General features: G+C 58.8%; 23 protein-coding genes. 5 read left to right on the top strand and 18 right to left on the bottom strand.

Annotated elements, in window-relative coordinates; genetic code table 11:
* Nucleotides 1–90: 90 nt before the first annotated feature.
* The 4 genes from F4V54_RS02910 to F4V54_RS02895 all read right to left on the bottom strand — a co-directional run bounded on the left by F4V54_RS02910 (nucleotide 91) and on the right by F4V54_RS02895 (nucleotide 3,397).
* Nucleotides 91–294 carry a helix-turn-helix domain-containing protein gene (locus F4V54_RS02910; RefSeq protein ID WP_034663060.1) on the bottom strand — a complete coding sequence of 68 codons (204 nt, stop codon included), beginning with the start codon at nucleotides 292–294 and terminating at the stop codon, nucleotides 91–93.
* Nucleotides 295–606: 312 nt separating this feature from the next.
* Nucleotides 607–1,419 carry a pyrroline-5-carboxylate reductase gene (proC, locus tag F4V54_RS02905; protein ID WP_150386180.1) on the bottom strand — a complete coding sequence of 271 codons (813 nt, stop codon included), beginning with the start codon at nucleotides 1,417–1,419 and terminating at the stop codon, nucleotides 607–609.
* 73 nt (nucleotides 1,420–1,492) lie between these two features.
* Complete coding sequence (locus F4V54_RS02900) at nucleotides 1,493–2,452, bottom strand: hypothetical protein (RefSeq protein ID WP_150386179.1); 960 nt, start codon at nucleotides 2,450–2,452, stop codon at nucleotides 1,493–1,495.
* Between the two features lie 21 nt (nucleotides 2,453–2,473).
* Nucleotides 2,474–3,397, bottom strand: coding sequence for a Ppx/GppA family phosphatase (locus F4V54_RS02895; protein WP_034663165.1), 924 nt, complete (start codon nucleotides 3,395–3,397; stop codon nucleotides 2,474–2,476).
* A gap of 34 nt (nucleotides 3,398–3,431) precedes the next feature.
* Here F4V54_RS02895 and F4V54_RS02890 point away from each other — a divergent pair, with 34 nt between their 5' ends.
* Nucleotides 3,432–4,304, top strand: a complete 873-nt coding sequence (locus F4V54_RS02890) for a DUF3109 family protein (protein WP_034663065.1) — start codon at nucleotides 3,432–3,434, stop codon at nucleotides 4,302–4,304.
* Between the two features lie 33 nt (nucleotides 4,305–4,337).
* On the opposite strand, the gene F4V54_RS02885 is transcribed toward F4V54_RS02890, so the two are convergent.
* Genes F4V54_RS02885 through F4V54_RS02875 form a run of 3 tightly spaced genes read right to left on the bottom strand, consistent with a single transcriptional unit; the run spans nucleotide 4,338 to nucleotide 7,043 of the window.
* Entirely contained in the window at nucleotides 4,338–5,036 is a 699-nt protein-coding gene (locus F4V54_RS02885; protein ID WP_150386178.1) for a response regulator transcription factor, read from the bottom strand.
* A 39-nt stretch (nucleotides 5,037–5,075) separates the two neighbouring features.
* Nucleotides 5,076–6,281 (bottom strand): sensor histidine kinase, encoded by a 1,206-nt coding sequence (locus F4V54_RS02880; protein ID WP_052092614.1) that lies wholly within the window; start codon nucleotides 6,279–6,281, stop codon nucleotides 5,076–5,078.
* Between the two features lie 15 nt (nucleotides 6,282–6,296).
* Nucleotides 6,297–7,043, bottom strand: coding sequence for a phosphoglyceromutase (locus tag F4V54_RS02875; protein WP_150386177.1), 747 nt, complete (start codon nucleotides 7,041–7,043; stop codon nucleotides 6,297–6,299).
* A 131-nt stretch (nucleotides 7,044–7,174) separates the two neighbouring features.
* On the opposite strand from F4V54_RS02875, the gene F4V54_RS02870 reads away from it, so the two are divergent.
* A complete protein-coding gene (locus tag F4V54_RS02870; protein WP_150386176.1) occupies nucleotides 7,175–8,452 on the top strand; it encodes a chymotrypsin family serine protease in 1,278 nt (425 codons plus the stop codon).
* A gap of 9 nt (nucleotides 8,453–8,461) precedes the next feature.
* Here the strand turns inward: F4V54_RS02870 and mshA are convergent, their stop codons facing one another.
* The gene (gene mshA, locus F4V54_RS02865) at nucleotides 8,462–9,742 is read right to left on the bottom strand and encodes a D-inositol-3-phosphate glycosyltransferase (RefSeq protein WP_150386175.1); all 1,281 of its coding nucleotides are present in this window, start codon (nucleotides 9,740–9,742) and stop codon (nucleotides 8,462–8,464) included.
* Between the two features lie 43 nt (nucleotides 9,743–9,785).
* Nucleotides 9,786–10,691, bottom strand: coding sequence for a MinD/ParA family ATP-binding protein (locus F4V54_RS02860; RefSeq protein WP_346265112.1), 906 nt, complete (start codon nucleotides 10,689–10,691; stop codon nucleotides 9,786–9,788).
* 721 nt (nucleotides 10,692–11,412) lie between these two features.
* Here F4V54_RS02860 and F4V54_RS02855 point away from each other — a divergent pair.
* The gene (locus F4V54_RS02855) at nucleotides 11,413–13,203 is read left to right on the top strand and encodes a long-chain-fatty-acid--CoA ligase (protein ID WP_249041213.1); all 1,791 of its coding nucleotides are present in this window, start codon (nucleotides 11,413–11,415) and stop codon (nucleotides 13,201–13,203) included.
* Between the two features lie 172 nt (nucleotides 13,204–13,375).
* Here the strand turns inward: F4V54_RS02855 and F4V54_RS02850 are convergent, their stop codons facing one another.
* Entirely contained in the window at nucleotides 13,376–14,482 is a 1,107-nt protein-coding gene (locus F4V54_RS02850; RefSeq protein ID WP_150386173.1) for a UDP-N-acetylmuramate dehydrogenase, read from the bottom strand.
* Here F4V54_RS02850 and F4V54_RS02845 point away from each other — a divergent pair.
* Nucleotides 14,471–14,962 (top strand): DUF2505 domain-containing protein, encoded by a 492-nt coding sequence (locus tag F4V54_RS02845; RefSeq protein WP_034663178.1) that lies wholly within the window; start codon nucleotides 14,471–14,473, stop codon nucleotides 14,960–14,962. The genes F4V54_RS02850 and F4V54_RS02845 overlap by 12 nt on opposite strands.
* Nucleotides 14,963–15,067: 105 nt before the next feature.
* Nucleotides 15,068–15,844 (top strand): LmeA family phospholipid-binding protein, encoded by a 777-nt coding sequence (locus F4V54_RS02840; RefSeq protein ID WP_034663074.1) that lies wholly within the window; start codon nucleotides 15,068–15,070, stop codon nucleotides 15,842–15,844.
* On the opposite strand, the gene F4V54_RS02835 is transcribed toward F4V54_RS02840, so the two are convergent.
* The 8 genes from F4V54_RS02835 to F4V54_RS02800 all read right to left on the bottom strand — a co-directional run.
* Nucleotides 15,825–16,391, bottom strand: coding sequence for a hypothetical protein (locus tag F4V54_RS02835; RefSeq protein ID WP_150386172.1), 567 nt, complete (start codon nucleotides 16,389–16,391; stop codon nucleotides 15,825–15,827). The genes F4V54_RS02840 and F4V54_RS02835 overlap by 20 nt on opposite strands.
* Nucleotides 16,392–16,397: 6 nt before the next feature.
* Nucleotides 16,398–16,721 (bottom strand): DUF2516 family protein, encoded by a 324-nt coding sequence (locus F4V54_RS02830; RefSeq protein WP_373277193.1) that lies wholly within the window; start codon nucleotides 16,719–16,721, stop codon nucleotides 16,398–16,400.
* 67 nt (nucleotides 16,722–16,788) lie between these two features.
* Nucleotides 16,789–18,111, bottom strand: a complete 1,323-nt coding sequence (locus F4V54_RS02825; RefSeq protein ID WP_150386171.1) for a DUF445 domain-containing protein — start codon at nucleotides 18,109–18,111, stop codon at nucleotides 16,789–16,791.
* An 86-nt stretch (nucleotides 18,112–18,197) separates the two neighbouring features.
* Nucleotides 18,198–18,575 (bottom strand): hypothetical protein, encoded by a 378-nt coding sequence (locus F4V54_RS02820; protein WP_034663079.1) that lies wholly within the window; start codon nucleotides 18,573–18,575, stop codon nucleotides 18,198–18,200.
* 30 nt (nucleotides 18,576–18,605) lie between these two features.
* On the bottom strand, nucleotides 18,606–19,355 hold the full coding sequence (locus F4V54_RS02815) for a succinate dehydrogenase/fumarate reductase iron-sulfur subunit (RefSeq protein WP_034663082.1): 750 nt from the start codon (nucleotides 19,353–19,355) through the stop codon (nucleotides 18,606–18,608).
* Nucleotides 19,355–21,376: a fumarate reductase/succinate dehydrogenase flavoprotein subunit gene (locus F4V54_RS02810; RefSeq protein WP_034663085.1), complete on the bottom strand. Its 2,022-nt coding sequence runs from the start codon at nucleotides 21,374–21,376 to the stop codon at nucleotides 19,355–19,357. The genes F4V54_RS02815 and F4V54_RS02810 overlap by 1 nt, the downstream gene beginning before the upstream one ends.
* Before the next feature lie 20 nt (nucleotides 21,377–21,396).
* A complete protein-coding gene (locus F4V54_RS02805; protein ID WP_034663087.1) occupies nucleotides 21,397–22,155 on the bottom strand; it encodes a succinate dehydrogenase cytochrome b subunit in 759 nt (252 codons plus the stop codon).
* Nucleotides 22,156–22,597: 442 nt separating this feature from the next.
* A partial coding sequence (locus F4V54_RS02800) for a DUF4352 domain-containing protein (protein ID WP_150386170.1) occupies nucleotides 22,598–23,544 on the bottom strand: 947 nt, incomplete at its 5' end.

Genomic DNA, 23,544 nt, shown 5'->3' with positions numbered 1-23,544 from the left:
CGGTGTGAAAGGTCTAAGCGGGAGCAACAGTGAAAGGGCCAGCCGAAGCTGACCCTTTCACTATCCAGGGGCCGTGCCCTCTGGCGCGAACTATCCGACGTCGGTGCTGACGTCGTAGACCGAGGAGTCCAAGTATTCGGAGACCGCTTGCTCGTTCACACGGAACGAACGACCAACCCGAACTGCCGGCAGCTCACCAGAGTGAACTAGGCGGTACACCGTCATCTTGGATACGCGCATAATCTCCGCGACCTCAGCGACGGTCAGGAACTTACCCTTATCTTCATTTGCCATATGCGTAGTTAACCTCCAGCATCTGTGCGCGCTGTAGGCTTCCCCTCCCACAGAATGAACACGCACGTGCTTAAAAGAGCTTAGCGTGAACCCAGTGTCACATGCGACTCAAAAGCAAGAAAAGATTCACACTATTCACACAATTCCCACTATCCCCTCGAAGGACATTTCGGTGCTTCCGTTTCATTCCAGCTGGTAGAAAGCACCTTTCTGTGGGAAGGCGAAGCGTTTTCTCACGCAGGAGAAATTTTTGGGACTACCCCCTCGGTGTACCCGCTTTCTGGTGGCTCTCTTTGCCCGCGACCCCTCTGTCTAGTCCCCCAACTCGGCTGCGCGGGAAGCAGCGGCCTGTGTCGCACGGTAGAACGCACCACGAATACCGGATTCCTCCAACTCACGGATCGCCTGCACAGTAGTACCTGCCGGGGAGCACACACCAGCGCGCAGGTCTACAGGTGATGTGCCGGAATGGGCCAGCATCACGCCGGCGCCTTCAGCCGTGGAATTAGCCAGCAGCGTGGCGGTGTCGCGGGGAAGGCCCATGGCCACGCCGGCGTCGATAAGCGCTTCTGCAACGAGGAAGAAATACGCCGGGCCGGAACCTGAAATCGTCGAAGCGGCGTCGATAAGCTTCTCCGGCACGACGGCGACCTTGCCCGCGGCAGCCAGCAGATCAGTGACCAATTCTTGCTGGTCCTCATCAACATATTTGCCAAACGCGACGACGCAGACGCCTTTACCTACTTGCATCGGGGTGTTCGGCATGACACGCACGATGGGAGTCCCCGCGCTATGGGATGCCTCCGTCATCGTCTCCAACGTCACCCCCGCCGCCATGGACACAACCACCGTCGGGGTATCCGATGCTGCGATCGGCTCCGAGAGCTCCTCAATCACCGTGGTGATGTCATATGGCTTCACACAGAGGAAGCACACATCAACATCCGTGACAGCCTCAATATTGTCTTCGGTGGTGTTGATCCCATACCGGCTCGCCAGATCTTCACGACGCTCCGCTGTGCGGTTCGTAGCGGTGATAGTTTCCGGGTCGATCCCCGAATTCACCAGACCGGAAATCAGGGCCTCACCGATATTTCCTGCACCGATAACTGCGATGTTAGTCATGCGCACCAGCGTGCCACAGTGCACGCAAGTCAGCGATATTTTCCTGCATGAGGACCGTTTAGCCAGCGGTTATTTAGAAAACAGTGACCAGACTCGGACCGAAGGTCATGGCAAGGCCTGCCAAAGCAGCCAGCACCAGCGTGAAGCCATCACGGCCTGTCTTCATACGGCGCACAGCCAGCACAACACCTGCTGTCACAACAACTGCGAGCACGCTCACCAGAATCGCGTTGAAGTTCTCCCACAGCGCCTGGAAGCCCAGGAACACGAGCACACCAATCAGTAGGCCACCGAAGACCATGAGGACGAGCATGACGGGGTTGATTGAAGCGTCTGCCTCAAGGTCTGTGCCCCCAAAGTCCTCAAAGTCGTGCTCATCATGGACATTTTTATCGGGGAACTCGTCGAAATCAGCCTCAAGTTCATCCACGTGGTCACGCTTCGCGACCACAGCTTCTTTCACCTCAGGCTTAGGCTGTCCGGTCAGGGCTGCTTGTGCCGGCATTGCACGCACGACGGGAATAACACTGGTTTCATCTTCATCGGTGGCCGGCTCCTTCCCTGCCACCTCGACCTTGCGCACAGGCACAGAACTCGGCGCAGCTGAGGCTTCTGGAGTCTTCTCCACTACTTCGGGCTTAGCGGCCTCAGTCTCGGCCACTGGTTTGGTAGACGTGGAAGGCTCATTCAGCTTCGCGGCCTCAGTTGTTTCGGGCGGCTCTACCTTGACCTTCGGCTTCTCAGGTTCTACCTTTGGCTCAGCAGGTTTAATCTGTTCGGCAGGTTTCGCAGGCTCTGGGGCCTTGGGGGGCTGAGGTGCAGAACGCTGGGGGTTTTCAGCGTCGATGGGAATGCTAGAGTGCTTAGGCTCAGCGGGGCGGGCATCAACGGCTGGCAGTGAGCCGGTGAGTTCTGCGACGGAGATGCCGCCTTCCTCGAGGCTGCGACGGCGACGGCGCCGAGGCTGGATGTCCGGGTTTTCTTTTTGTACCCGGGCCATCAACTCGGCAACGGTAAGTTGCTTTTCAGCCAATTGAGCGTCTCCTTCTTGCTTCTATCCCTTGTCAATCTGCCGGAGAATCACGCCTTCACGTAATGCCCACGGACAGATTTCTAGCTTCTCTATCTTAAGTGCTCGCATCGCTGCTTCCGCGACCAGCGCGCCGGCAACAATCTGATGAGATCGGTCAGGACTCACACCTTCAAGCTCCGCACGGTCGGCCGCCGTCATCCGGGTAATAAATGCGATGAGCTGGCGCAAACCCGGTGCTGTCAGCGTACGCTTCACATACGGTCCTGCCGATGAGGGCGCCGCACCGGTGAGTCGCGCGAGGGTGCGGAAGGTCTTGGAGGTGCCCACCGCCAGGCCGGCTTCGCCGTGAGCGAGGAACTCGTCAGCGACTATAGCAAGTTCCGCATCAATAAAATCACGCAGGGTGTTTACGGTCCGCTTCGATGGTGGATCGGAGTCGAACCACTCGTGGGTCAATCGGCCAGCACCTAAGTCAAGGGAGCGGGCAATGTCTGGTTCCTCGTCGCTACCGGTGCTCAGTTCCAATGAGCCACCACCGATATCCAGGTTGGTAATTCGGCCAGCGGACCAGCCGTACCAGCGGCGCACAGCCAAAAACGTCAGACGGGCTTCATCCGTCCCGGACAGGACATCAAGCTTCACACCTGTTTCATTCTCAATGTGCTGCAGGACCTCATCCGCATTCGTCGCAGAACGCACCGCGGAGGTAGCAAATGCCAGGAATTCCTGGCATTTTAGGTTTCCGGCGAGGTCGGCGGCTTCCCGGACTGCGTCGGTAAGTTTCCTTACGCCTTTTTCCTCGATCGCGCCCTTCTTATCGAGCAATTCAACCAGCCGCAAAGACTGCTTCCAATCACTCATGGGGGTTGGGTGGCCACCACTGACGGCATCCACCGCTACGAGGTGAACAGTGTTGCTTCCCACGTCCAATACACCTAGTCGCACGCGTTCCACAGTAGACCGTCTACCGTGGTCAAGTGTGAACCAACGTGTGTTTCTGGGCTTCCCAAAAAATTCGCCCGCGGGAAAATCAATTCGGGCCGGCCACGAGCTGCCACCGGACTTTCCGCGCGAATGGTTCGAATTCACCCACCCGGATGACCCGCTGCACTACTTCAGCATTGATCTGACCTGGTTAGAGTCCACATGGTCGTGTCGCTTTGGCACCCCAGCGTGTCGCGGGATTTCGAAGGATCTTCCCGTGGTGGGGTGCTGCATTCACGGCGCGTATTTGTCAGATGAGACAGACCGGGATGATCTGTACAACGCTGTTGCGGAAATGCCCGCGAAGTACTGGCAGCTCCGCCCCGACAGTGTGGATAGTTACCTCGCCGCCGGCGACCCCGTTGAGCTTGAGCCGTGGCTCGAGTGGGACGACGATGAAGAAGAACCCGCACTCAAGACCACGCTTGTCGACGGCGCGTGTATCTTTGCCAACCGCCACGGCCACGACACCGGCGCTGGTTGTGCCCTGCACCAATGGGCGATGGCGGAAGGACGCAACATCATTGGTTCTAAACCAGAAGTGTGCTGGCAAGTTCCGTTTTCGCGTGAGGACGAGTGGCAGGAACGCAGTGACGGCCAGGAGATCCTGCGCACCACTATCGGTGAATATGACCGCCGCCAGTGGGGCAATGGTGGTGAGGACTTTGATTGGTGGTGCACCAATGACCCGGCATGCCATGGCGGGCCGAACGCAGAACCGGTGTGGAAATCAATGAAGGCGGAGCTGACGCAGTTGATTGGGGAGGGGCCGTACGCGATCGTCGAAAAGCATTGTGCTGCACGTGCTGCACTCCCAGCGGACGCGAAAGCGGTGCACCCAGCGACGCGCTCCGCAGCAGACTCCTGATACCCCTAATATCTTGATGTCCCGGATGGGACATCACGCCTCGAACTTGTACCCCAAACCACGAACCGTGATGAGCTGCTCAGGGCGCGAAGGTTCCTTCTCAATCTTCGTGCGCAGACGCTTCACATGCACGTCCAGTGTCTTCGTGTCACCGACATAATCCGAACCCCAGATCCTGTCGATGAGCTGGCCTCGAGTGAGAACGCGCCCAGCGTTACGCATGAGGTACTCGAGCAAATCAAATTCCTTCAAAGGCATGGCCACCGGCTGATCCTCAACGAAGACGGTGTGACGCTCCACGTCAAGGCGGACACGACCGCCCACCAGAACGTCACCGCTCTCCGCTTCCTGCGCGGTCTCGGCGGCACCGTTGCCGCGACGCAACACCGCGCGAATACGCGCGATGAGCTCACGGGTGGAATACGGCTTGGTCACGTAATCATCGGCGCCAAGCTCCAAGCCCACCACCTTGTCAATTTCTGAATCACGCGCCGTCACCATAATGATCGGCACCTCCGACGTGGCACGCAGCTTTTTGCACACATCCGTTCCAGACATTCCCGGAAGCATGAGGTCAAGCAACACCAGATCAATCTGCTTCTGCTCGAATTTCTTCAACGCCGTCGGCCCGTCCACCGCAATAACGGCTTCAAACCCCTCCTTGTTCAGAAGGTACGCCAGCGGATCCGCCAGTGATTCCTCGTCCTCGACAATCAGGATGGTCGATGTCATCGATTCTTCCTACCTCTGCTTCACAGGTGCAGCTGATGTTTACTTATCTGGGTTTTCTTGTTCTATCTGTTCAATTTCTTCCGGCACCACCGCTGATGCCATAGAGTCAGGGGCGAAAACCGGAAGCTCAATCGTGAACGTCGAGCCTGTACCCAAGCGCGACCACACCTTGATATTACCGCCGTGATTAGCCACCACATGTTTCACGATGGCCAACCCCAAACCAGTACCACCCGTCTGACGCGACCGGGCCTTGTCCACGCGGAAGAAGCGCTCAAACACCCGCTTCTGATCTTCCGGAGCAATGCCAATCCCACGGTCCGTGACGCGGATGAGCACCACTGAATCACGCACAAGTTTGTGCGTCACGCTCACAGGCTGACCTCTCGGCGAATAATTAATCGCATTTGTAATCAAATTGGCTAACGCCGTGGTCAACAGCGACTTATCCCCCAGCACAAACGTGTCATCCCGTTCACCCCGAGTCAGCTCAATGTCGTGATTCTCCGCGGCGATGAGATTGCGCTCAATCGCCGCATCAATCAGATCATCTACCCGCACTGGAGACATTTCCGGTAAAGCCTCCGCCCCCTGCAGCTTGGACAGGTTAATCAAATCCGTGATCATCGCGCCCATCCGGTGCGCCTCACTGAGCAGCTTGCCACCGAAGTACTTCACCATCTCCGGATCATCCGGATCCTCCAGCAGCGCCTCCGCTAGCAAAGACATACCGCCCACAGGGGTCTTCAGCTCGTGCGACACATTTGCAACAAAGTCCCGGCGCGCTGATTCCATCCGGACATTCTCTGACTCATCCGCCGCGTAGACGATGATGTAAGAATCCTCGGCCAGTGACATTGGTTGGACCACTGCGCGGACATTGTTCACCCGGCTCCCCGTCGAACGGTGCCGCATATTCAGGTCCAACACCCGCGCATCCCGGTCCGCGAAGACTTGTTGGCCGACCTCCCACACCTGTGGGTTGAGGGTCCGGTCATGCACAATGGACATCTCGTGTGCCCTGGCATTAGACAGAATCACGTCACCATTCCGCCCCACCACAGTCACACCTGTCGGCGAGCTTTGAATAACCAAGTGGAGGATCTGGCTAACAGTGCGCACTCGGTTCTCATCGGGCCCAGGGGCAGCACGACGAGGCCCTCGCCGTTCATTGAAGAGCTTCACTCCATAAGCGGCGAGGGCAACAACGAGGCCTCCAGCAAGGAAGGCAACAACCGTGTTCACCAGGACAAACAGGCTTTATTTGTTGCCCTGGTTCGCAACAGCAGCAGCACCGGCAGCTGCAGCCTCCGGGTCAAGGTAGGTGCCACCGTGGTTCAGCACCTTGCCCTTGCCATCAATCTCATACACAAGCGGCATACCGGTTGGAATATTCAGCCCCGCGATGTCCTCATCGGAGATGTTGTCCAGGTACTTCACCAATGCACGCAGGGAATTGCCATGGGCTGCGACCATGACCGTCTTGCCATCAAGCACCTGTGGGAGGATCACGTCGATGTAGTAAGGCAGGAAACGCTCCACAACATCCTTCAGACACTCCGTGCGCGGGACCTCCGGCAGGAATGCGTAGCGCGGATCATTCGTCTGCGCGTACTGGTCATCCAGGTCAATCTCCGGCGGCGGGGTGTCGTAGGAGCGGCGCCACGACATGAACTGTTCCTCACCGAACTTGTCGCGGATCTCAGCCTTGTTCAAACCTTGGAGCTTGCCGTAATGGCGCTCATTCAAACGCCAGTTGCGCACAACCGGAATCCAGTGGCGGTCAGCCGCGTTCAAGGAAATATTGGCGGTGCGGATAGCGCGACGCAAAAGCGAAGTGAACACGATGTCCGGGAGGACACCTTTCTCAGCCATCAGCTTGCCGGCGTTGATGGCTTCCTGCACACCTTTATCCGTCAAATCCACATCCACCCAGCCGGTGAACTGGTTGGACTCATTCCACTTACTTTGTCCGTGACGAACGAGGACTAGCTTTCCGTTACTCATACCGTCAAGCATGCCAAAACATCGGCTTCTCCGCCGGTGGAACGGGGTTCCACTACCGAAATGGGGTAGTGCAAAAACTCATCGGGACCTTTATTCCCCGGATGTCCCCCTTGTGGTCTAGATTGTCTGGTGTGAATTTGCGTCGTTTTGCCTCCCCCGCCATTGTTTTCTCCGTCCTGTGTAGCCTCATTCCCGCCACCCAGGCCCCTACTGCCGCTGCCGCGCCAACGAGTGATCAAGGAGCAGTGTCCAGCCCCGCCATTGCTGCTCCCGGTGCCCCGATGCGTCTGCGCCCCTACGACGCAACGGCCCCGTTTGGCCCCGGCAATGCCTCATTTAAGGAGATCACCGGACTTGACGTGCACCCTCACATGCTCGCTCGCGTGTGCAGCCAGGGGCCCGTGGGCACTGTGACGCTTCCGGATGGCACAACGCAGCGCATCATGGTCTCCGCCGGTCACTGCCTCGCCGCTGAGGACATCAGCGGCATGTTCATGGGTAGTACCGTCGACGCACCCGTGCGTGGAGGTTACAAAAAAATCGGCGCTATCGACCTTGTGCACACCAACGGTCTGCCCAGCGGATACGACACGCTCGGCCAGTCCGCACAGAAAGCTTTGCGCGCGGAAGACTGGGGCATTGTGGTGCTTGACGACGGTGCTGCGGCCGACGGCTCCGCCTCCTCCCGCGATCAGTTCAACCGTGGCCCCAGCACTCCCGTCACTTTGACTGGTGTGCGCACGTACCGTTCTCTTGCGCCGGGTGAGATTGCCCTGGATAACTTCGCGCAGCCGATGTGCAAGGATGGCTCTACGAAGGGCCGCACCTGCGGTGTCCAGTTGTTCTACACAGCCAACAACGTGTGGTCCCTGAACCTGGGCTACGGCACTGGTGATTCCGGCGGTGTGAACTACGATCCGAACACCGGGCAGATCATCGGCGTAACCTCGCTCGGCTTTGGCCCATTGGGTACTGCGCAGCGCGCCGACCGTGCGATTGAATCCGCCTATGCACTGCCCGCCGGAACGGTGAATGACCACTTCACGCCTGCTGCGCCGAATGCAAACCGCGCTGACTTCGTGTCCATCAAGGAAGAGGAAGCTGAGTTCAACCAGTACTTCGCTGAGCACAACCCGGACGTTCCCCCGGAGATGATTGCGCAACCGACGCCACGCGAGCAGTTCGATCAAGCAGTAGCTAGCGCGACCGCTGATGCCGGCGTGATCGCTAGGGACCTGCGCGACTTCGCTGTCCTGGGTACCGTCGCTGCTATTGCAGGCGTGCCACATGAACAGATCGCTGATGCCGGCAACACCCTCGCCAACGCCGTGGGTAACTATGCCGGGGCTCACATCAACAACATTGTGAACACCGGGATCTACGCCGCGTTCGATGAACTCGGATACTAATTCCCGCCTTTAATTGCCCACTGCACGCCGTCGTGGAGTGGGCTCAAATCCTTCTACAGCCTCGCCGTACACCTGGGAAAGTGCCGCCGCGGAGGCAGCCCAACTGAACTGTGCTGCGCGTTCGACGGCGGCTTCGGCCATGGTGATGCGCCCAGTGTCGTCGATAAGCAACTGCTCTAAAGCATCAGCCCAATCAACCGGGTCATGGCCATCCACCAGCACACCGGTTTCCCCGTCTGACACCGCGATAGGCAAGCCACCCGCACGTGCCGCCACGACTGGGGTGCCTGTCGCCTGCGCCTCAATAGCAACAAGCCCGAATGACTCGTTGTAGCTGGGCACCGCGACGACGTCCGCCGCCTGGTAGATCTGCACGAGTTCCTCCGGCGGACGCGGACCGAGGAAACGAATCTTACGGCCCACGCCAAGCTTATGGGCCATCGCGCGGTAATAATCCACGGAAGCATCCGCACCGGACGCACCACCGCAAATGATGGCGCGCACATTGCTATCCGGATCCCGCTCCAGCAGCTCCGCAACCGCACGAATGAGCACCTGTGGCCCCTTGAATTCCTGGAGCCGCCCAACAAAAGCAATCACCTTGCTGTCCAGCGGAATACCCAGATGGCGGCGCGCTACCTCCGTGTTCCGGTTCGTGCCCGGTGTGAACATCCGCGTATCTGCACCCGGAGTGACAACGCGGATGCGGGCAGGGTCCGCGTCATAATGCCGACCCAACTGCGTGATCTCATCGGGCGTATTCACCACCAGAACTTCGGCGTTATCCACCAACTGCTGCTCACAAATACGCCGTGCTTCTGTCTCCGGCGAATCCGCATCATCCGCCGACCCCACACCCAGGCGGGCTGCGTTCTTCACCGCGGCCCACGTGTGTCCAGTGTGGATCAGTGGTACGCGAACAAGGTCCCGCAACAGCCACCCCACCTGACCAGACAACCAGTAGTGGGAATGAAAGAGGTCATACTCCAGTCCCTCTTCGCGCGTGAATTGCACGATTCCACCAGCAAAAGCCGCTAGCTGAGTAGGCAGTTCCTCTTTGGCCAGCCCTTCATACGGGCCCGCCACAATGTTGATCACGCGCAGGTTCTCACACACCTGCACCACATCCCCCTGGCTTGGCCGAGTGGCACGGGTATACACATCCACTTTCACACCGGTAGCGGCAAGTTCACGCGCGATATTCAGCACATAAACGTTCATACCGCCAGCATCACCGGACCCTGGCTGTTCAAGTGGGGACGTGTGCATGGACAACATGGCTACGCGCATGGTCCCCCAGCCTAGCCATCATTCACCACATGTGAATGTATGCTCACCGCGCATGCTTGTGCCACTGGCGGAAATCCGCAGCAAGCGTGGCCGCCAACTCCTTGTAGGCGCGTAATGTGCGCGGGTTCATCCGAGCCACATCAACAACCGACCCCTCGGCCAAATGCGAGTCATACGGAATAACATGCACAGCCCGAGTGCGGGCAGCAAAATGCCCCACCACACTATCCATACACACCGGCACCTTGGGGGACTGGGCCGACACAACCACCACAGCATTCGCCGCCAGCCGGTCGTAGCCATGCAAACTCAACCAATCCAACGTGGCCGCCGCCGATTGCGCTCCATCCAAGGCTGGTGAGGTCACCAACACCAACATGTTTGCCAAATCCAGTACACCCGCCATGGCCGAGTGCATCAGTCCCGTCCCACAATCCGTGAGGATAAGGTTGTAGTGGTGCTGCAAAATATCCACCGCATGCCGGTAATCCTCCTCACTGAATGCTTCCGACACCGCCGGGTCACGCTCACTGCCAATCACATCCAAACGCGTAGAGCCCTGCGTTGTGAAGGCCCGCACTTGCCCATATCGCTCCGTGTCAGGTGCACTCAACAAATCCCGGATAGTCGCATCACCCGCCGCGTCCGCCGCCACGCGCTGCGCAAGAGTGCCAAAATCCGGGTTCGCATCAATAGCGATCACGCGATCCCCGCGCATTTCAGCCAACACAGACCCCAACGCCACCGTTGTAGTTGTTTTACCGACGCCACCCTTCAACGACATCACCGCAATCCGGTAATCGCCCCGCAGTGGGGTGCGGATCTTCTCCGTTAACGCATCTTCTTCCTGCTCACGCTGAGAAGGCCCCGGATTCACCCGCCCCGCTGTTAGCTCATACACAAGCTTGCGCCAGCCAGACTTCGGGGGAGTTTTTACAGGATTGACCACAACCCTACCGTCCAGCTTCCGTGGCCCCTCGACTCCTGAATTTGGTGCATGAATCACAGGCTCCGCTGGTTGCGCTAGTTTAGCTGGCTGCGGTGCTTTCCCTGGTCGTGGCGTTTTCGCTAGGTCCGCTAATTGTGAGGGTTTCCCCGGTTGGGCCAGTCGTGGCGCTTTCCCTGGTTTTGTTGGCTGAGGGGGTTTCGCCGGTCGCGTTAGACGTGGTGCTTTCGCTGGTTCTTCTCGTAGTGAGGATTTCCCCGATTGGGCCAACCGTGGCGCTTTCTCTGATTGCGTTAATTTCGGCGCTTGCGCTACTTTCGGCGATTCCACTGTTCGGGGGGATTGCGTCGGCTGTGCTGGTCGCGCTGATTGCGGGCGTGGAGCAGTCTGCGCCCCACGCGGGGACTCGACCTCTGGAACCCACTCCCCTAATCCGTTATGGGCAAACCGCCTATACGCCCCTTGATCACTCGGATCAGCAGTCCGATCACGGTTCTTGCGTTGAAAATGGTCGTGCGAGTGCGTCACGGGAAAATCACTCCTAGGAGATGCGCGGCGCCCTCTACAGCCCGCTGTGGCCCATCATCCTAGCGCGTGGGTGTTACACGCACAACAGACGAAGGTTGCGTGATTTAAATTACATATTTGGCCCCATAGCTTGCGGATCACATATATACTCCACGGAAGTAAATCAATCCATAACAAATGTGGAGGGCAGACAATAATGTCGGCATTCGAAGAAAAAGCCTGGCTATCCAGCTACGCAGAGTGGACACCGCCGGAGGTAGAACTCGGCGATGACACCATCTTGGATATTTACGACGAAACGTTGGCCAAGAAATCCCACAAGAGCGCTCTGTACTTCTTCGGCAAAACCACCACCTACGCCGAGCTTGACCGTCAGATTCGCAGCTGTGCCGCTGGCCTCCAGGCCTTTGGTGTCCGCCCAGGCGACCGCGTCGCACTGGTCATGCCGAACTGTCCACAGTTTGTTATCTCCTTCATCGCTGTATTGAAGCTGGGCGCATCCGCTGTTGCACACAACCCGCTTTACACCGAACACGAGCTGCGCGGCCAGTTCCAAGATCATGGCGCACGTGTGGCCATCATGTGGGACAAGGCAGCCGGAAACCTTGCTGGCCTGCGCAAGGACACCCCACTGGAAACCATCGTCTCGGTGGACATGACCAAAGCCATGCCAAAATACATGGAGCTCGCCCTCAAGTACGTTCCGGTAAAGAAGCTGCGCGAATCCCGCAACAAGCTATCCGGCCCGGCACCAGACACCATCGCATTTGAGATGCTGCTGTCCTCCGCCATTGGTGGCGAAGGGCATGATCTTGCTCGCCCGGACATTGACCAAGACACCACTGCCGTGATCCTGTACACCTCCGGCACCACCGGTGAGCCAAAGGGCGCACAGATTACCCACGGCAACTTCAACCACCAGATGAAGGCCGGTAAGGCGTGGGTGAAGGACCTGGGCAGCACGGACGAGAAGATCTTCGCCGTCCTGCCGCTCTTCCACGTCTATGGTCTCGCCCTCAACCTCGGCTTGGGCATCATGGTCGGCGGCGAAATCATCCTGCTGCCGGCACCAGAGCCCGACCTCATCCAGGATGCAATGAAGAAGAACCCGCCCACCTGGATGCCGGGCGTGCCCACCCTGTACCAGCGCATCAGCCAGTCCGCCATCAAAAACGGCACCACGCTAGACAGCATCCGCAACTCCTTCTCCGGTGCTTCCACCCTGCCAGTTTCCACTGTTGAGGCATGGGAGAAAGTCACTGGCGGAAACCTTGTGGAGGGCTACGGCCTGACCGAGACCTCACCGATTGTGACTGCGAACCCCATGGACGGCAACCGCCGCCCCGGCTACATCGGCATCCCGTTCCCAAACACCCTCGTGCGCATTGTCAACCCCGACAATCCAACCGAACTCATGCCGGACGGCGAACCTGGTGAGCTCGTGGTCAAGGGACCACAGGTGATGAAAGGCTATCTGAACAAGCCGGAGGCCACTGAGAAGGCTTTTGTGGACGGCTACTTCCGCACCGGCGACATGGGCGTCATGGAAGAGGACGGCTGGCTCCGCCTGGTCTCCCGCATCAAGGAGATGATCATCACCGGCGGCTTCAACGTCTACCCGGATGAGGTGGAAAACGTCATGCGTGAACACCGTGACATCGAAGACATCGCCGTCGTAGGCCGCCCGCGCGATGATGGCTCCGAGGATGTTGTTGCCTGTATCACCCTCGCCGAAGGTGCAGCCCTCGACCCGAAGGGCCTGCAGGACTACGCACGTAAGCGCCTCACCGCATACAAGGTGCCGCGCACCTTCTACCACTTCGAGGAACTCAACCGCGACATGACTGGCAAGATCCGCCGCCGTGAGGTGCAGGAATCCCTGATCAACCGCCTCAATGCCGGCACAGCAGCTGACGGTGAGAACTCCGCAGGAACCCCGGAGGAACCCACTGAGGAGCAGATTGAGAAGGGTAAGCAGAACAACTAGCTCCTAGTTCTGCCCCACTGAGCCTCTTCCCGTTCACACGCTGCGGGAAGGGGCTCTGTCTTCGTTGGCTGTGACACTGGTTTGACTATGTCACCGTGCGCACACCAAAAGCCCAGGACGCGAACGGGCGATGCGGCACATAGTCAAACCAACCCGAAGGCCTGCCCGCGAGCTAGTCGAGAAAAACCCCCACCCACACCGGCTCAGGCACCAAAGTGACCCCGAAATGGTCACGCACTCCGTCGCGGATGGTGCGGGCTAGGGCAACGATGTCGTCCGCGGTAGCAGATCCGCGGTTAGTCAGCGCCAGGGTGTGCTTGGTGGACAGGCGAGCAGAGGCATCGGCACCAGGGAAACCACGGGGGAAGCCAGCGCGCTCAATGATCCAGGCGGCAGAAATCTTCACCATCCCATCGGGCTGGGGGTAGCGCGGCATGGTGGCAGCGTCCGCGCCAACCTTGCTGGCAACTTCATCGGCGATAGCCACCGAGACGACGGGGTTAGTGAAGAAGGAGCCGGCAGACCATGTGTCATGGTCCGCCGGATCGAGGACCATGCCTTTGGAGGCGCGGACGCGGAGGATTTCCTCGCGGGCCTCGACAAGCGGAAGGCGCTCGCCGTCCAGATGGCGTAGTGGGATGGACAAGCCCTCCGAACCGGTGGGAGTGAGCTGCATCTCGACATCCAAGACTGCAGCACGACCGGTGAATTTCAGGTTGGAATAACGGTAGGCCAGGTCGAGGGAGCTGGCCGGAACCCACTCCGTCACGCCCGTCTCGCGGTTGTACAAGTGAACGCGGGTGAGCACGTCGGAGACTTCCGCACCGTAGGCACCCACGTTCTGCACCGGCGTGGCACCCGCGGAACCGGGGATGCCAGACAGGGTTTCAATACCGGACAGTCCCGCCTCCACCGTGGCGGCGACAACGTCATCCCACACAGCACCCGCGCCGGCACGGACAAGCCCCGGCACACCATCGGCATTCACCTCAATAGTGTCATTGGCGGCGATCACCACAACAAGATCAAGATCGCCCTCCGCTACAACGAGGTTGGAGCCACCGCCGACGATGAGGAGGGGGGTGCGGGCGGCGTCGATAAGCGACACTGTGCGCGCAAGCTCTTCAGAAGTGCGGGCGCGATACGCGTGGCGCGGGGAACCTCCCACACGCAACGTAGTCAGGTCCGCTAAACGCACGCCGTCGATTTTCTCCGCCGGTGGAGTCGATGAATGTTGATGCACCCAAACAACGGTAGTCTGTTTGGCATGGCAACTCATAGCGAAAACACCGTGACCATCAACCAACCTGCAGCAAAGGTGCACGAGGCATACTCCTCCCGCGCATACTGGGAGTTCATCGCCGCAAACCTATCGCCCGAGCCAGGCGAGGTCAACGAATTCACTGACACCTCCGTCACCCTCTTTGAGGTTCTGCCCACTACGCTCCTGCCGGAGGCCGTGCAATCTATGGTTTCCCAGGCGCTCAAAGTCAAGCGCGTAGTCAACATCGGCACACTCGAGGGAGAGGCAGCCGAGGTGTCCTACACCGCTGACGTCAAGGGCACCCCGGTGGACTTCGGTGGCACCATCAAGCTCACTGGCTCTGGTGAGACCACCACACTCACCTACGACAACGAGGTTTCCGTGAACATTCCCTTCATGGGCCCGGCTATTGAACCAAAGGTCGGCGAGGCCCTAGGTGACCTGTTTAACCAAGAGGGCGAGCTCACCGAGAAGTGGATCAACGAGAACCTCTAATCCCCTCTTCGCCACACCACTTCACACAAGCAACCAGCAACCTCACAGGTTGTTTGCAGGTGGCATTAGTGGTGCTGGCAAGTGTGTGATGGACAATATCGTCTCATGACGCGCACGAAATCACGCCGAGGCCTCAAGTTTCTTCTTGGCATCCTTGCTGCGCTAGTCGCGTTGTTCTTCCTTGCGGAAATATCCCTCCGAGTGTTCATCGCGCAGCAAATCAAAACCAGTTTCCTCGATAGTGCGCCGGAGTCCGTGACCGTGGAGCGTGAGCCCAAGGTCTACTTCGGCGCACAACCCGTATTATTCGGACTGGCCACCGGAAAAATCCACCACATTAACCTGGACCTCCCGTCCACACTCACCCCCGATAGCACCTATATCGCGGGAACTCCGTCCGCGAAGATTAACGCGACTGGGTTCATTCTTGACCCCGATGACCCCCGGGCCGACCGCGTGGAGGTGCACACCATATTGCCGCAAGCAGTTGTCCGCGACATGCTTCAGCGCGAACTCGGTGCATCACTGGAGGAGTCCGGCGACGATTCATTTCCCGGCTACACCCAGATTCTCAGCGTCACCAACGTCCAGGCAAACCCGGATAACAGTACCTTCACCATCACTTTTTCCAACGGTGCTTTTGCCGTGGAGCTGCGCCCGAATATTCAGAATGGCCAGCCCGTGTTTGAGGCCGTGTCTACCGAGCTTTTGGGCCGCACTTTGCCTGACTTCTTCTCAGACGCCGTCAGCGTTGCGCTTAAGCGTGGCCTGAATGACCAGGTAGTTGGCACCATGAAGATTGAACGCTTTGATGTGGTTGATGGCGGTTTTGCGGTAACCATCATCGGGGAAAACGTCCACTTCAACGAGCTGCAGGTGTAGCAAACACGCGCTTCGCGCCGGCGTAAAGCGCATCCACCGCCCCCTCAAGTGTGCTCACGCCGTAGACCACTAGCTCGCAGGTCGTATCTGGGAGCCCCACGCCCGCAGCCACTGCAAGGACAGCTACATCCGCGCGTTCCGCAATGCGTACAAGAGCTTCAATTTTTTGCTTATCGACGTCCCCCGTACACACCACCCCCAGCCGCGCCGGCTCATCCACCACTTGACTCACCGCGATGATGTCCGCCAGCACAGCGCTGGTGTCGGTAGCGAGCAAATCCAGATCCACCGCAAGCCAGATCTCCGTTGCGCCCTCTTGCACCGCCATGCGTGCCTCCGCAGCCTTGATGAGGCTATGATGGCGTCCCGTTGGCCACCCCACCAGTGCGATCACCGGCGCTACTGCGCTAGCCACGCCAGTGGGTTCGACGACGATACCTGCCTGGGGGTCCTGCACAATAAAGCTATCTGATGGCGCTTTCGCCCCGGGGTCGAAGACGCCAATACGCTTCGAAAGCCACGCTACATCCTCTGCGGAAATCTCCACGCCTGATTACCAGCCGTAATTACCGCGCAAGATGTTGTTGATCTGCGGGCGCACATCGAAGAAGTAAATACCGATGAACACGCACCCAATCAGACCAAGGAAACCGAAACCGCTCAAACAGGCGATACCACTGCCCGCGAGGATGGCCGTCCACGCCCACTTCTGCATACGGTCCGCCGCAGTGAAAGCGTCATCGCGCGTGACACTCGCCATCCCCGCACCCACAAGGCCTGCGATACCCACGAGCGCCATGACGAACTGGCGCAGCAACGTCGGCGCAATCATGATCCACGCCTCAAGCGGAAGATTCGAGAGCTGGAACAAGGTCATAGCGGGGTCAAGCCCTTTCTACATTCGGGAGTGGCTAAAGGTCTCACACTTGGTACTGCGTTCGAGCTTAGAGCAGGAAGTGGCTCACCGTGTAAATGGCAATGCCGGCCAGCGAACCGACAATCGTGCCGTTCATACGAATGAACTGCAAATCCTTCCCCACCATCAGTTCAATCTTCTCCGAAGCCTCTTTAGCATCCCAGCGCTTCACCGTTTCCGAAATGATCGCCGTAATGTCATTCGCATAATGGTCCGCGATGAAACGCGCTGCACCTTCAATCCGACGGTCCAAATTCTCCCGGAGTTCCGCATCAGTATTGATGCGTTCACCCCACTCCTGAGCCAATTCCGCCACGCGGCGACGGAGGAGGGAGGAGGGGTCGACGGCGGCGTCGATAAGCGACTGCGAGACCGCATCCCACATCTCCCCCGCAACATTCGCGGCGGCCCACGAACCCATAATGTCCTGCTTCAGACCCTCGACCCGCGTGATCATCGCCGCATCAAACTGAAGATCCTGCGCAAACTGCGACAACAAACGACGAATCGCACGACGAGCGTCATGCCGCGGATCCGTATCCACCTCCGCCATAAAATCGACCAACTCGCGGTACACACGCTCCCCGACGAGCTCCTTCGCAAAGCGCGGCGCCCAGCGCGGCATACGCTCATCGATCAAGGTGACCACCCCGGACTCCATCTCCCCCACCTTGCGGCGGCCCCACGAAATGATCTCCTGCACAACCGGCTCAACCTTGCCATCCTCAATCAAAGAGTCCAGCATCCGCCCCAACGGAGGACCCCACGCAGGCTCCGTAAACCGGCCAATCACCTGCTGATTAATCAGCGCCTCTGCATCCGCTCGATCAATCGCCCCCACAGCATTCGCCGTAAAACGTCCGACCCGATCCGAAACCTTCCCCGCATTCTCCGGATGAGCCAACCACGCACCAATTTTCTCTGGCAGATTCGCCTCAGAAACCTTCTCCGTGATCAACTGCGCATTCAAAAAGTTCTCCCCCACAAACTCCGACAAAGAATCCCCAATCTGATCCTTCTTCCGCGGCACCAAAGCCGTATGGGGAATAGGAAGACCCATCGGGTGCCGGAACAGCGCCGCCACAGCAAACCAATCCGCCAACCCACCAACCATGCCAGCCTCAGCGCCTGCCCGCACAAGCCCCACCCACCATGCAACAGTTCCATCCACATGGTCCAACCACCACGTACACACCACAAAAATAATCGCCGCAATAACGAGCAAGCCCGTCATCAACGACTTATAAAACCGCAACGCACGACGTTGCTGTGCTTCCTTCTCCGGGTCAACGCCTGGAAACGCCGACCCCTGCGACGCGATGGAAGGACTATCAAGGGACTTTTTGGCCATAGATTGATTAAAGCGCAAAGAAACCTCCCACTCACGTTTACACACGTCAAGTGGGAGGTTTCCCTGTTCAGGCTACCGTGGCTCCGTTAGTTACGGCGACCAGTCTCCTTGCGGTACGCCTTGTAGTCCTTACGACCAACCGTGATCAGCACAATCGAACCAATCACCATCACCACAGTCATCACCGCACCAGCGATGAGAAGCGTGTTGGTGATGTCATCCGAAGCACCATGGCCCCAGATGTGAGTTCCAGCGCCGTAGATCAGCGTGCCCATGCCAGCCAGCGAAGCAAGCATCAAGCCCATGCCAACCCAGGTCGAGTTACGCATCAACGAAGAGTGCGGTGCACCCAGCGAAACCGGGTCATAGCCCTCAATGTAATTATCGTGGATTGCCTGGCCGTACTCCGGGAAGGTCTCAATGGAACGATCCGCAACAGGTGCGGGTCCGTGGTGTCCACTCATGGAAATTCCTCTCTTCCTCTAGGGCAAACCCTAGTCATCCTTACCGCGGAATGCCGCGCGGGCACGCTCACGGTTGACAGCGCCGACAGCCTCAAGCGGGATACCAGCCGGGCAGACATCTGCACACTCACCGAAGAGGGTGCAGTGGCCGAAGTTCGTCTCCAACTCATCAACCATCTGACGAGCACGTTTACCGCGCTCCTCCTTGCCCAGTGGCAGGAGCTTCAGGTGGCTCAGCTTAGCACCGGTGAACAGGTGCGCAGCACCGTTCGGGCAGGCAGCCACACAAGCACCACAGCCGATGCAGGCAGCGAAGTCGAGTGCCTTCTCAGCAGTCTCATGGTTGACGTGCAGGGTATCTGCATCCGGAGCGGTACCAGCCTGGATGGAGACGTAGCCACCCTGCTGCATGACACGGTCCAGTGCGGAGCGGTCCACGGTGAGGTCCTTGATCACCGGGAATGCAGCGGAGCGGAACGGCTCAATCTTCAGCGTGTCGCCGTCCTTGTAGTTGAACAGGCGCTGCAGGCAGGCAGTGATGTTCTGGCCCGCACCATGCGGGCGACCATTCACGGACAGACCGCAGGTACCACAGATGCCCTCACGGCAATCAGAGGCGAAGGTGAAAGGCTCCTTACCTTCCTCAACGCGGGCATTGTTCACGTGATCCAACAGCTCCAGGATGGACATCTGTTCAACAGCGTCATCCACCTGGACGGTCTCGAAGGATCCTTCAGCGTCGGGTCCGGCCTGACGCCAGATCTCAAGTGTCAGTTTCATTACTTGTAGTTCCTTGTCATCAGCGGGATCGAATCGAAGTACAGAGGCTCAGCGTGGCGGACAAACTTCTCCTCACCAGCCGGCTCCCAAGCGGAGACGAAGCACCAGTTCTCATCATCACGCTCTGCCTCACCATCCTCGGAGAGGTGGTCTTCGCGGTAGTGCGCACCACAAGACTCATCGCGGTCCAGGGCATCAATGATCATGAGCTCACCTAGGTTAATGTAGTCCGCCACACGGAGGGCATTCTCCAGGGTCTGATTCATGTCCATTGCGTCGCCCGGAATGTTCACGTTTGCCCAGAAGTCTCGGCGCAGTTCGCGGACAGCCTTGAGGCCCTTCTCCATGAGCTCCACGTTACGTGCAACACCGCACGATTCGTAGAGGATCGCGCCGAGCTGCTCGTGGTAGTGGTCCGGGCCGTGCGGGTCAGAGCCGTTGATGTTCATCAGACGGTCAATGTGTTCCTGGGCACGGGCGACAGCTGAGGTAACCTCAGGCGCCTCCAGCTCGAGCAGCTGCTCGTTCAGGTGACCAGCGAGGTAGTTCGGAACCGTGAACGGCAAGGTGAACCAGCCGTCAACGGAAGCGGACAGCAGCGAGTTTGCACCCAGGCGGTTTGCACCGTGGTAGGTCCAGGAGCACTCACCGGCGGCGAACAGGCCGTCGATGGAGGTCATCTCATTGAAGTCGGTCCACAGGCCACCCATGGTGAAGTGGACGGTCGGCGCAATGAGCATCGGGGACTCGTACGGGTCCTCACCAACGGAGTCGAAGTACATCTCGAACAGGTTCGAGTAGCGCTCCTTGATGGTGTCCTTGCCCAGACGCTCGATGGCGTCTGCGAAGTCCAGGTACGCAGCGTTGTGCAGCGCACCAACACCGCGGCCAGCGTTGATCTCCTGGGAGATAGCGCGGGAAGCAACATCACGCGGGACCAGGTTGCCGAAGGCCGGGTAGCGGCGCTCCAAGAAGTAGTCACGATCCTCTTCCGGAATCTCGTTTGCCGGACGATCGTCGCCCTGCTTCTTTGGCACCCAAATACGGCCGTCATTACGCAGGGACTCCGACATCAGGGTCGTCTTGGCCTGCCACTTAGCGTTGACCGGAAGACCCGTCGGGTGGAATTGCACAAAGGCCGGGGATGCAAGGTAAGCACCATGCTCGTATGCGCGCATGATGGCAGACGCATTGGAGTTCTTCGCCAGCGTGGTCTTGTGGTACACGTTGCCGTAACCACCGGTAGCGAGCACCACAGCGTGGCCCGTGAACGGCACCAGTTCGCCGGTAATCAGGTTACGGGTGACAATGCCACGGCACCGCTTCTTGCCGTCCTTCTCAGTGATGATGAAGTCGACGAGGTCGTTGTGGGTGAAGATCTCCACGTTGCCCAGGTGGATCTGGCGCTGCAGCGCAGATGCCGTGGACAGCTGGAGCTGCTGACCTGTTTGGCCACGGGTGTAGTAGGTACGGGAGACCTGCACACCACCGAATGAACGGGTGGCCAGGGTGCCACCGTACTCACGAGCGAACGGTGCACCGATCGCGTTCATGTGGTCGATCACGCGGACCGACTCAACAGCAAGGCGCCAGCAGTCGGACTCACGGCAGCGGTAGTCGCCGCCCTTGACGGTGTCCTTGGTGTGGCGGTACGCACCGTCGTTATCCACCTTCTTGCCGCGGGCGGAGTTAACGCCACCCTGAGCAGCAATGGAGTGCGCACGGCGCGGAGCGTCGTGGTACGTGAAGTTCTTCACGTTGTAGCCCAGCTCGCCGAGTGCGGCTGCTGCAGCACCACCGGACAGGCCGGTACCAACAACGATGACTGTGAACTTACGACGGTTCAGCGGGGAGACCAGCTCCATGTGGTCCTTCTGGTAGCTCCACATATCGCGCATCGGGATGCCCTTGGGCTCATTGTTCTCCAGGATGCTGCCCGGGGTTACACCCTTGGCCTTGGACTGCGGGTTAGTGAAGTCCTTCTTGCCGGCATCAGTAGCCGGGTTAGTTGCAGTAGTCATTGACGTTCCTCCAGCAGTTCCTAAGACACCAATCCGAATGCGATAGCCAGTGGCATCGCAATGTTGGCAATCACAACGATGGCGGGGATCCAGTAGGCCAGGACAACCATGATCGCGTGGCCTCGCTTGCCCAGCCAGCCCAGGTCAGACACAGCCAGGTACACACCGTGGGTGAGGTGCATGAAAAGTGCGAGCATTGCCACCACGTAGAACAGGGTGACCGGCCAGCGAGCAGGATCGAATGTGGCGATCATGTTGGCCTTGATTGAGCCTGCGACGAAGCTGTCGGAGGCCACAACCTCACCAATGGTCAGATCCAACAGGTGGAAGATGATGAACAGCAGCAGGATCACGCCGGTCACCAGCATCCAGCGGGCAGCGGTGGACTGCAGTCCACCCATAAGGTTGGTACGGCGGAACTTACCGCGTGACTTTCGAGAGCGACCGTGCAGGGCAAATGCACCCCACACGTGCAGCACCAGGCAGGTAAGTAGCACGATGCGGATGATCCACAGCAGCGACTCACCTGGGAAAAGGGGCTGGCCCATCGTGCGTAGGAATTCACCGTACTCATCGATAGCCGGCTGCGCGCCGTGGTCCGGCATGAAGATCTTGAGGTTACCGACCATGTGGCCGATGACGAACAAGAAGAAGAACAGGCCGGTCACGGCCATGATGAGCTTGAGCGCCCAGGTAGGCACTCCGGGCCGCTCACGCAGCGGCTCCTCAGTAATTTTGCCGTGACGAATTGCGTCACGATCTGCGTTTTTTACAGTCATGGCACCTCCAGTGTCGATTTAACTCTACGGTTTCTCTGAGGTTTCCCACGAGTCGAACAGGTTCGTTTCCCGCGATTACCCCCGCTTCTCACCACTCTTTGCCCCGTTTCTCGCTCGTCTCATCGCCGTCGCTTTTCGACGCTCCCCTACCCCTCTACAAATTCCCCCGCAATTACCCCCATTGCGCTGTCGTTTCTCTCCCACCCGGCAACTCTGACACCACTTGTCTCACTGCCCCCATCCGGAGATGTGAAGTTTCCCACTTTCAACCCCTATTTTCGGTCACCCCCACCAGGCTCACCCCGAAGGGTGTCAACCTTTGGTTGGTTAGATGAACCTAAGTGAATTACCCCTGCAAGACGGTCTAAAACCGCCTGTCGTTGATGCTTTCACAACAATGCCCCCGGTTCCATGATGGAGCCGGGGGCGCAATATCGAGCCTCTATTTCACAGCTACAAAGGTCTTGCTGCCTTCGAAGCCCGCGCGAACGGACAGGACACCACGGTCCTTCGCGTCCTTCGGAACTGCGATACCGATGTTGCCGGTCTCCTTGCCACCCTTGTACAAAGTCTTGTACATCTCCAGGTCATCCGGAACAACTGTGGTGTAGTCCGTCCACGTGTAGGTGTTGCCGTCTTCAGCGACATATTCAATATCCAGGAACTCGCTCTCGCCTTCCGGATTGCCACCCGTGTACTCCATCGTCACATTGATCAAGATGTACTCTTTGTCTGGGCCCGGATCATCGTTGAATTCGTTCTCCGCCATAACCTTGCCGTGCGCGTCCAAATCCACCGAGTTCACTGTGAGTACCCAGTCATTACTCTCAAACGAGGTCCCCAATGCGTACGGATCTTCGCGGGTGCCCTTGTGGTCACCACTCGGAGTCGGCTTCTTTTCGGTCGACGGCTTTGCTGCTGAGCTCGCTGTGGAAGCGGGAGCCTTGGTGCTCTTCGTAGCACTTGGCTGAGTGGGAGTCGGCTTAGGGTCATCCGGGCCCAGTGCGGCGCCGAGAATTCCCAGGGACACAATCGTTCCTACGATGCCACCTATAACCGAGGTGACAATCGCCGCAATGGCCGGCGCCTTCGATTTGGACTGAATGACCAAGCCAACAATACCCAGCACGAATGCCACAAACAGCACGAACCAGCCGATGACCTGGATAACCGGAATGCAGGCGAGAATGAAACCGAAAACTGCGAGGATCAAAGCGATAATGCCCGCGGCATTCGGCTTATCCCCATTCGCCTGTTGTGGCATACCCGGGTACGGGTTCTGGTAACCAGCGCCGCCGTAGAGGCCGTGCTGCCCAGGCTGCCCAGGCTGCCCCGGCGCACCGTATGGGCTACCCGCGTACTGCGAGCCGTAACCGCCCTGGGGGCCGG

Source organism: Corynebacterium tuscaniense (assembly GCF_008693065.1).
GTDB classification, from domain to species: domain Bacteria; phylum Actinomycetota; class Actinomycetes; order Mycobacteriales; family Mycobacteriaceae; genus Corynebacterium; species Corynebacterium tuscaniense.
This window is presented reverse-complemented; position numbering and strand designations above follow the sequence as displayed.

Bases quoted from the DNA above. Each gene is read 5' to 3' on its own strand.
- F4V54_RS02910 (WP_034663060.1), bottom strand. From the start codon at position 294: ATGGCAAATGAAGATAAGGGTAAGTTCCTGACCGTCGCTGAGGTCGCG.
- proC (WP_150386180.1), bottom strand. From the start codon at position 1,419: ATGACTAACATCGCAGTTATCGGTGCAGGAAATATCGGTGAGGCCCTG.
- F4V54_RS02885 (WP_150386178.1), bottom strand. From the start codon at position 5,036: ATGACATCGACCATCCTGATTGTCGAGGACGAGGAATCACTGGCGGAT.
- F4V54_RS02875 (WP_150386177.1), bottom strand. From the start codon at position 7,043: ATGAGTAACGGAAAGCTAGTCCTCGTTCGTCACGGACAAAGTAAGTGG.
- mshA (WP_150386175.1), bottom strand. From the start codon at position 9,742: ATGCGCGTAGCCATGTTGTCCATGCACACGTCCCCACTTGAACAGCCA.
- F4V54_RS02855 (WP_249041213.1), top strand. From the start codon at position 11,413: ATGTCGGCATTCGAAGAAAAAGCCTGGCTATCCAGCTACGCAGAGTGG.
- F4V54_RS02845 (WP_034663178.1), top strand. From the start codon at position 14,471: ATGGCAACTCATAGCGAAAACACCGTGACCATCAACCAACCTGCAGCA.
- F4V54_RS02850 (WP_150386173.1), bottom strand. From the start codon at position 14,482: ATGAGTTGCCATGCCAAACAGACTACCGTTGTTTGGGTGCATCAACAT.
- F4V54_RS02840 (WP_034663074.1), top strand. From the start codon at position 15,068: ATGACGCGCACGAAATCACGCCGAGGCCTCAAGTTTCTTCTTGGCATC.
- F4V54_RS02830 (WP_373277193.1), bottom strand. From the start codon at position 16,721: ATGACCTTGTTCCAGCTCTCGAATCTTCCGCTTGAGGCGTGGATCATG.
- F4V54_RS02825 (WP_150386171.1), bottom strand. From the start codon at position 18,111: ATGGCCAAAAAGTCCCTTGATAGTCCTTCCATCGCGTCGCAGGGGTCG.
- F4V54_RS02820 (WP_034663079.1), bottom strand. From the start codon at position 18,575: ATGAGTGGACACCACGGACCCGCACCTGTTGCGGATCGTTCCATTGAG.
- F4V54_RS02815 (WP_034663082.1), bottom strand. From the start codon at position 19,355: ATGAAACTGACACTTGAGATCTGGCGTCAGGCCGGACCCGACGCTGAA.
- F4V54_RS02810 (WP_034663085.1), bottom strand. From the start codon at position 21,376: ATGACTACTGCAACTAACCCGGCTACTGATGCCGGCAAGAAGGACTTC.
- F4V54_RS02805 (WP_034663087.1), bottom strand. From the start codon at position 22,155: ATGACTGTAAAAAACGCAGATCGTGACGCAATTCGTCACGGCAAAATT.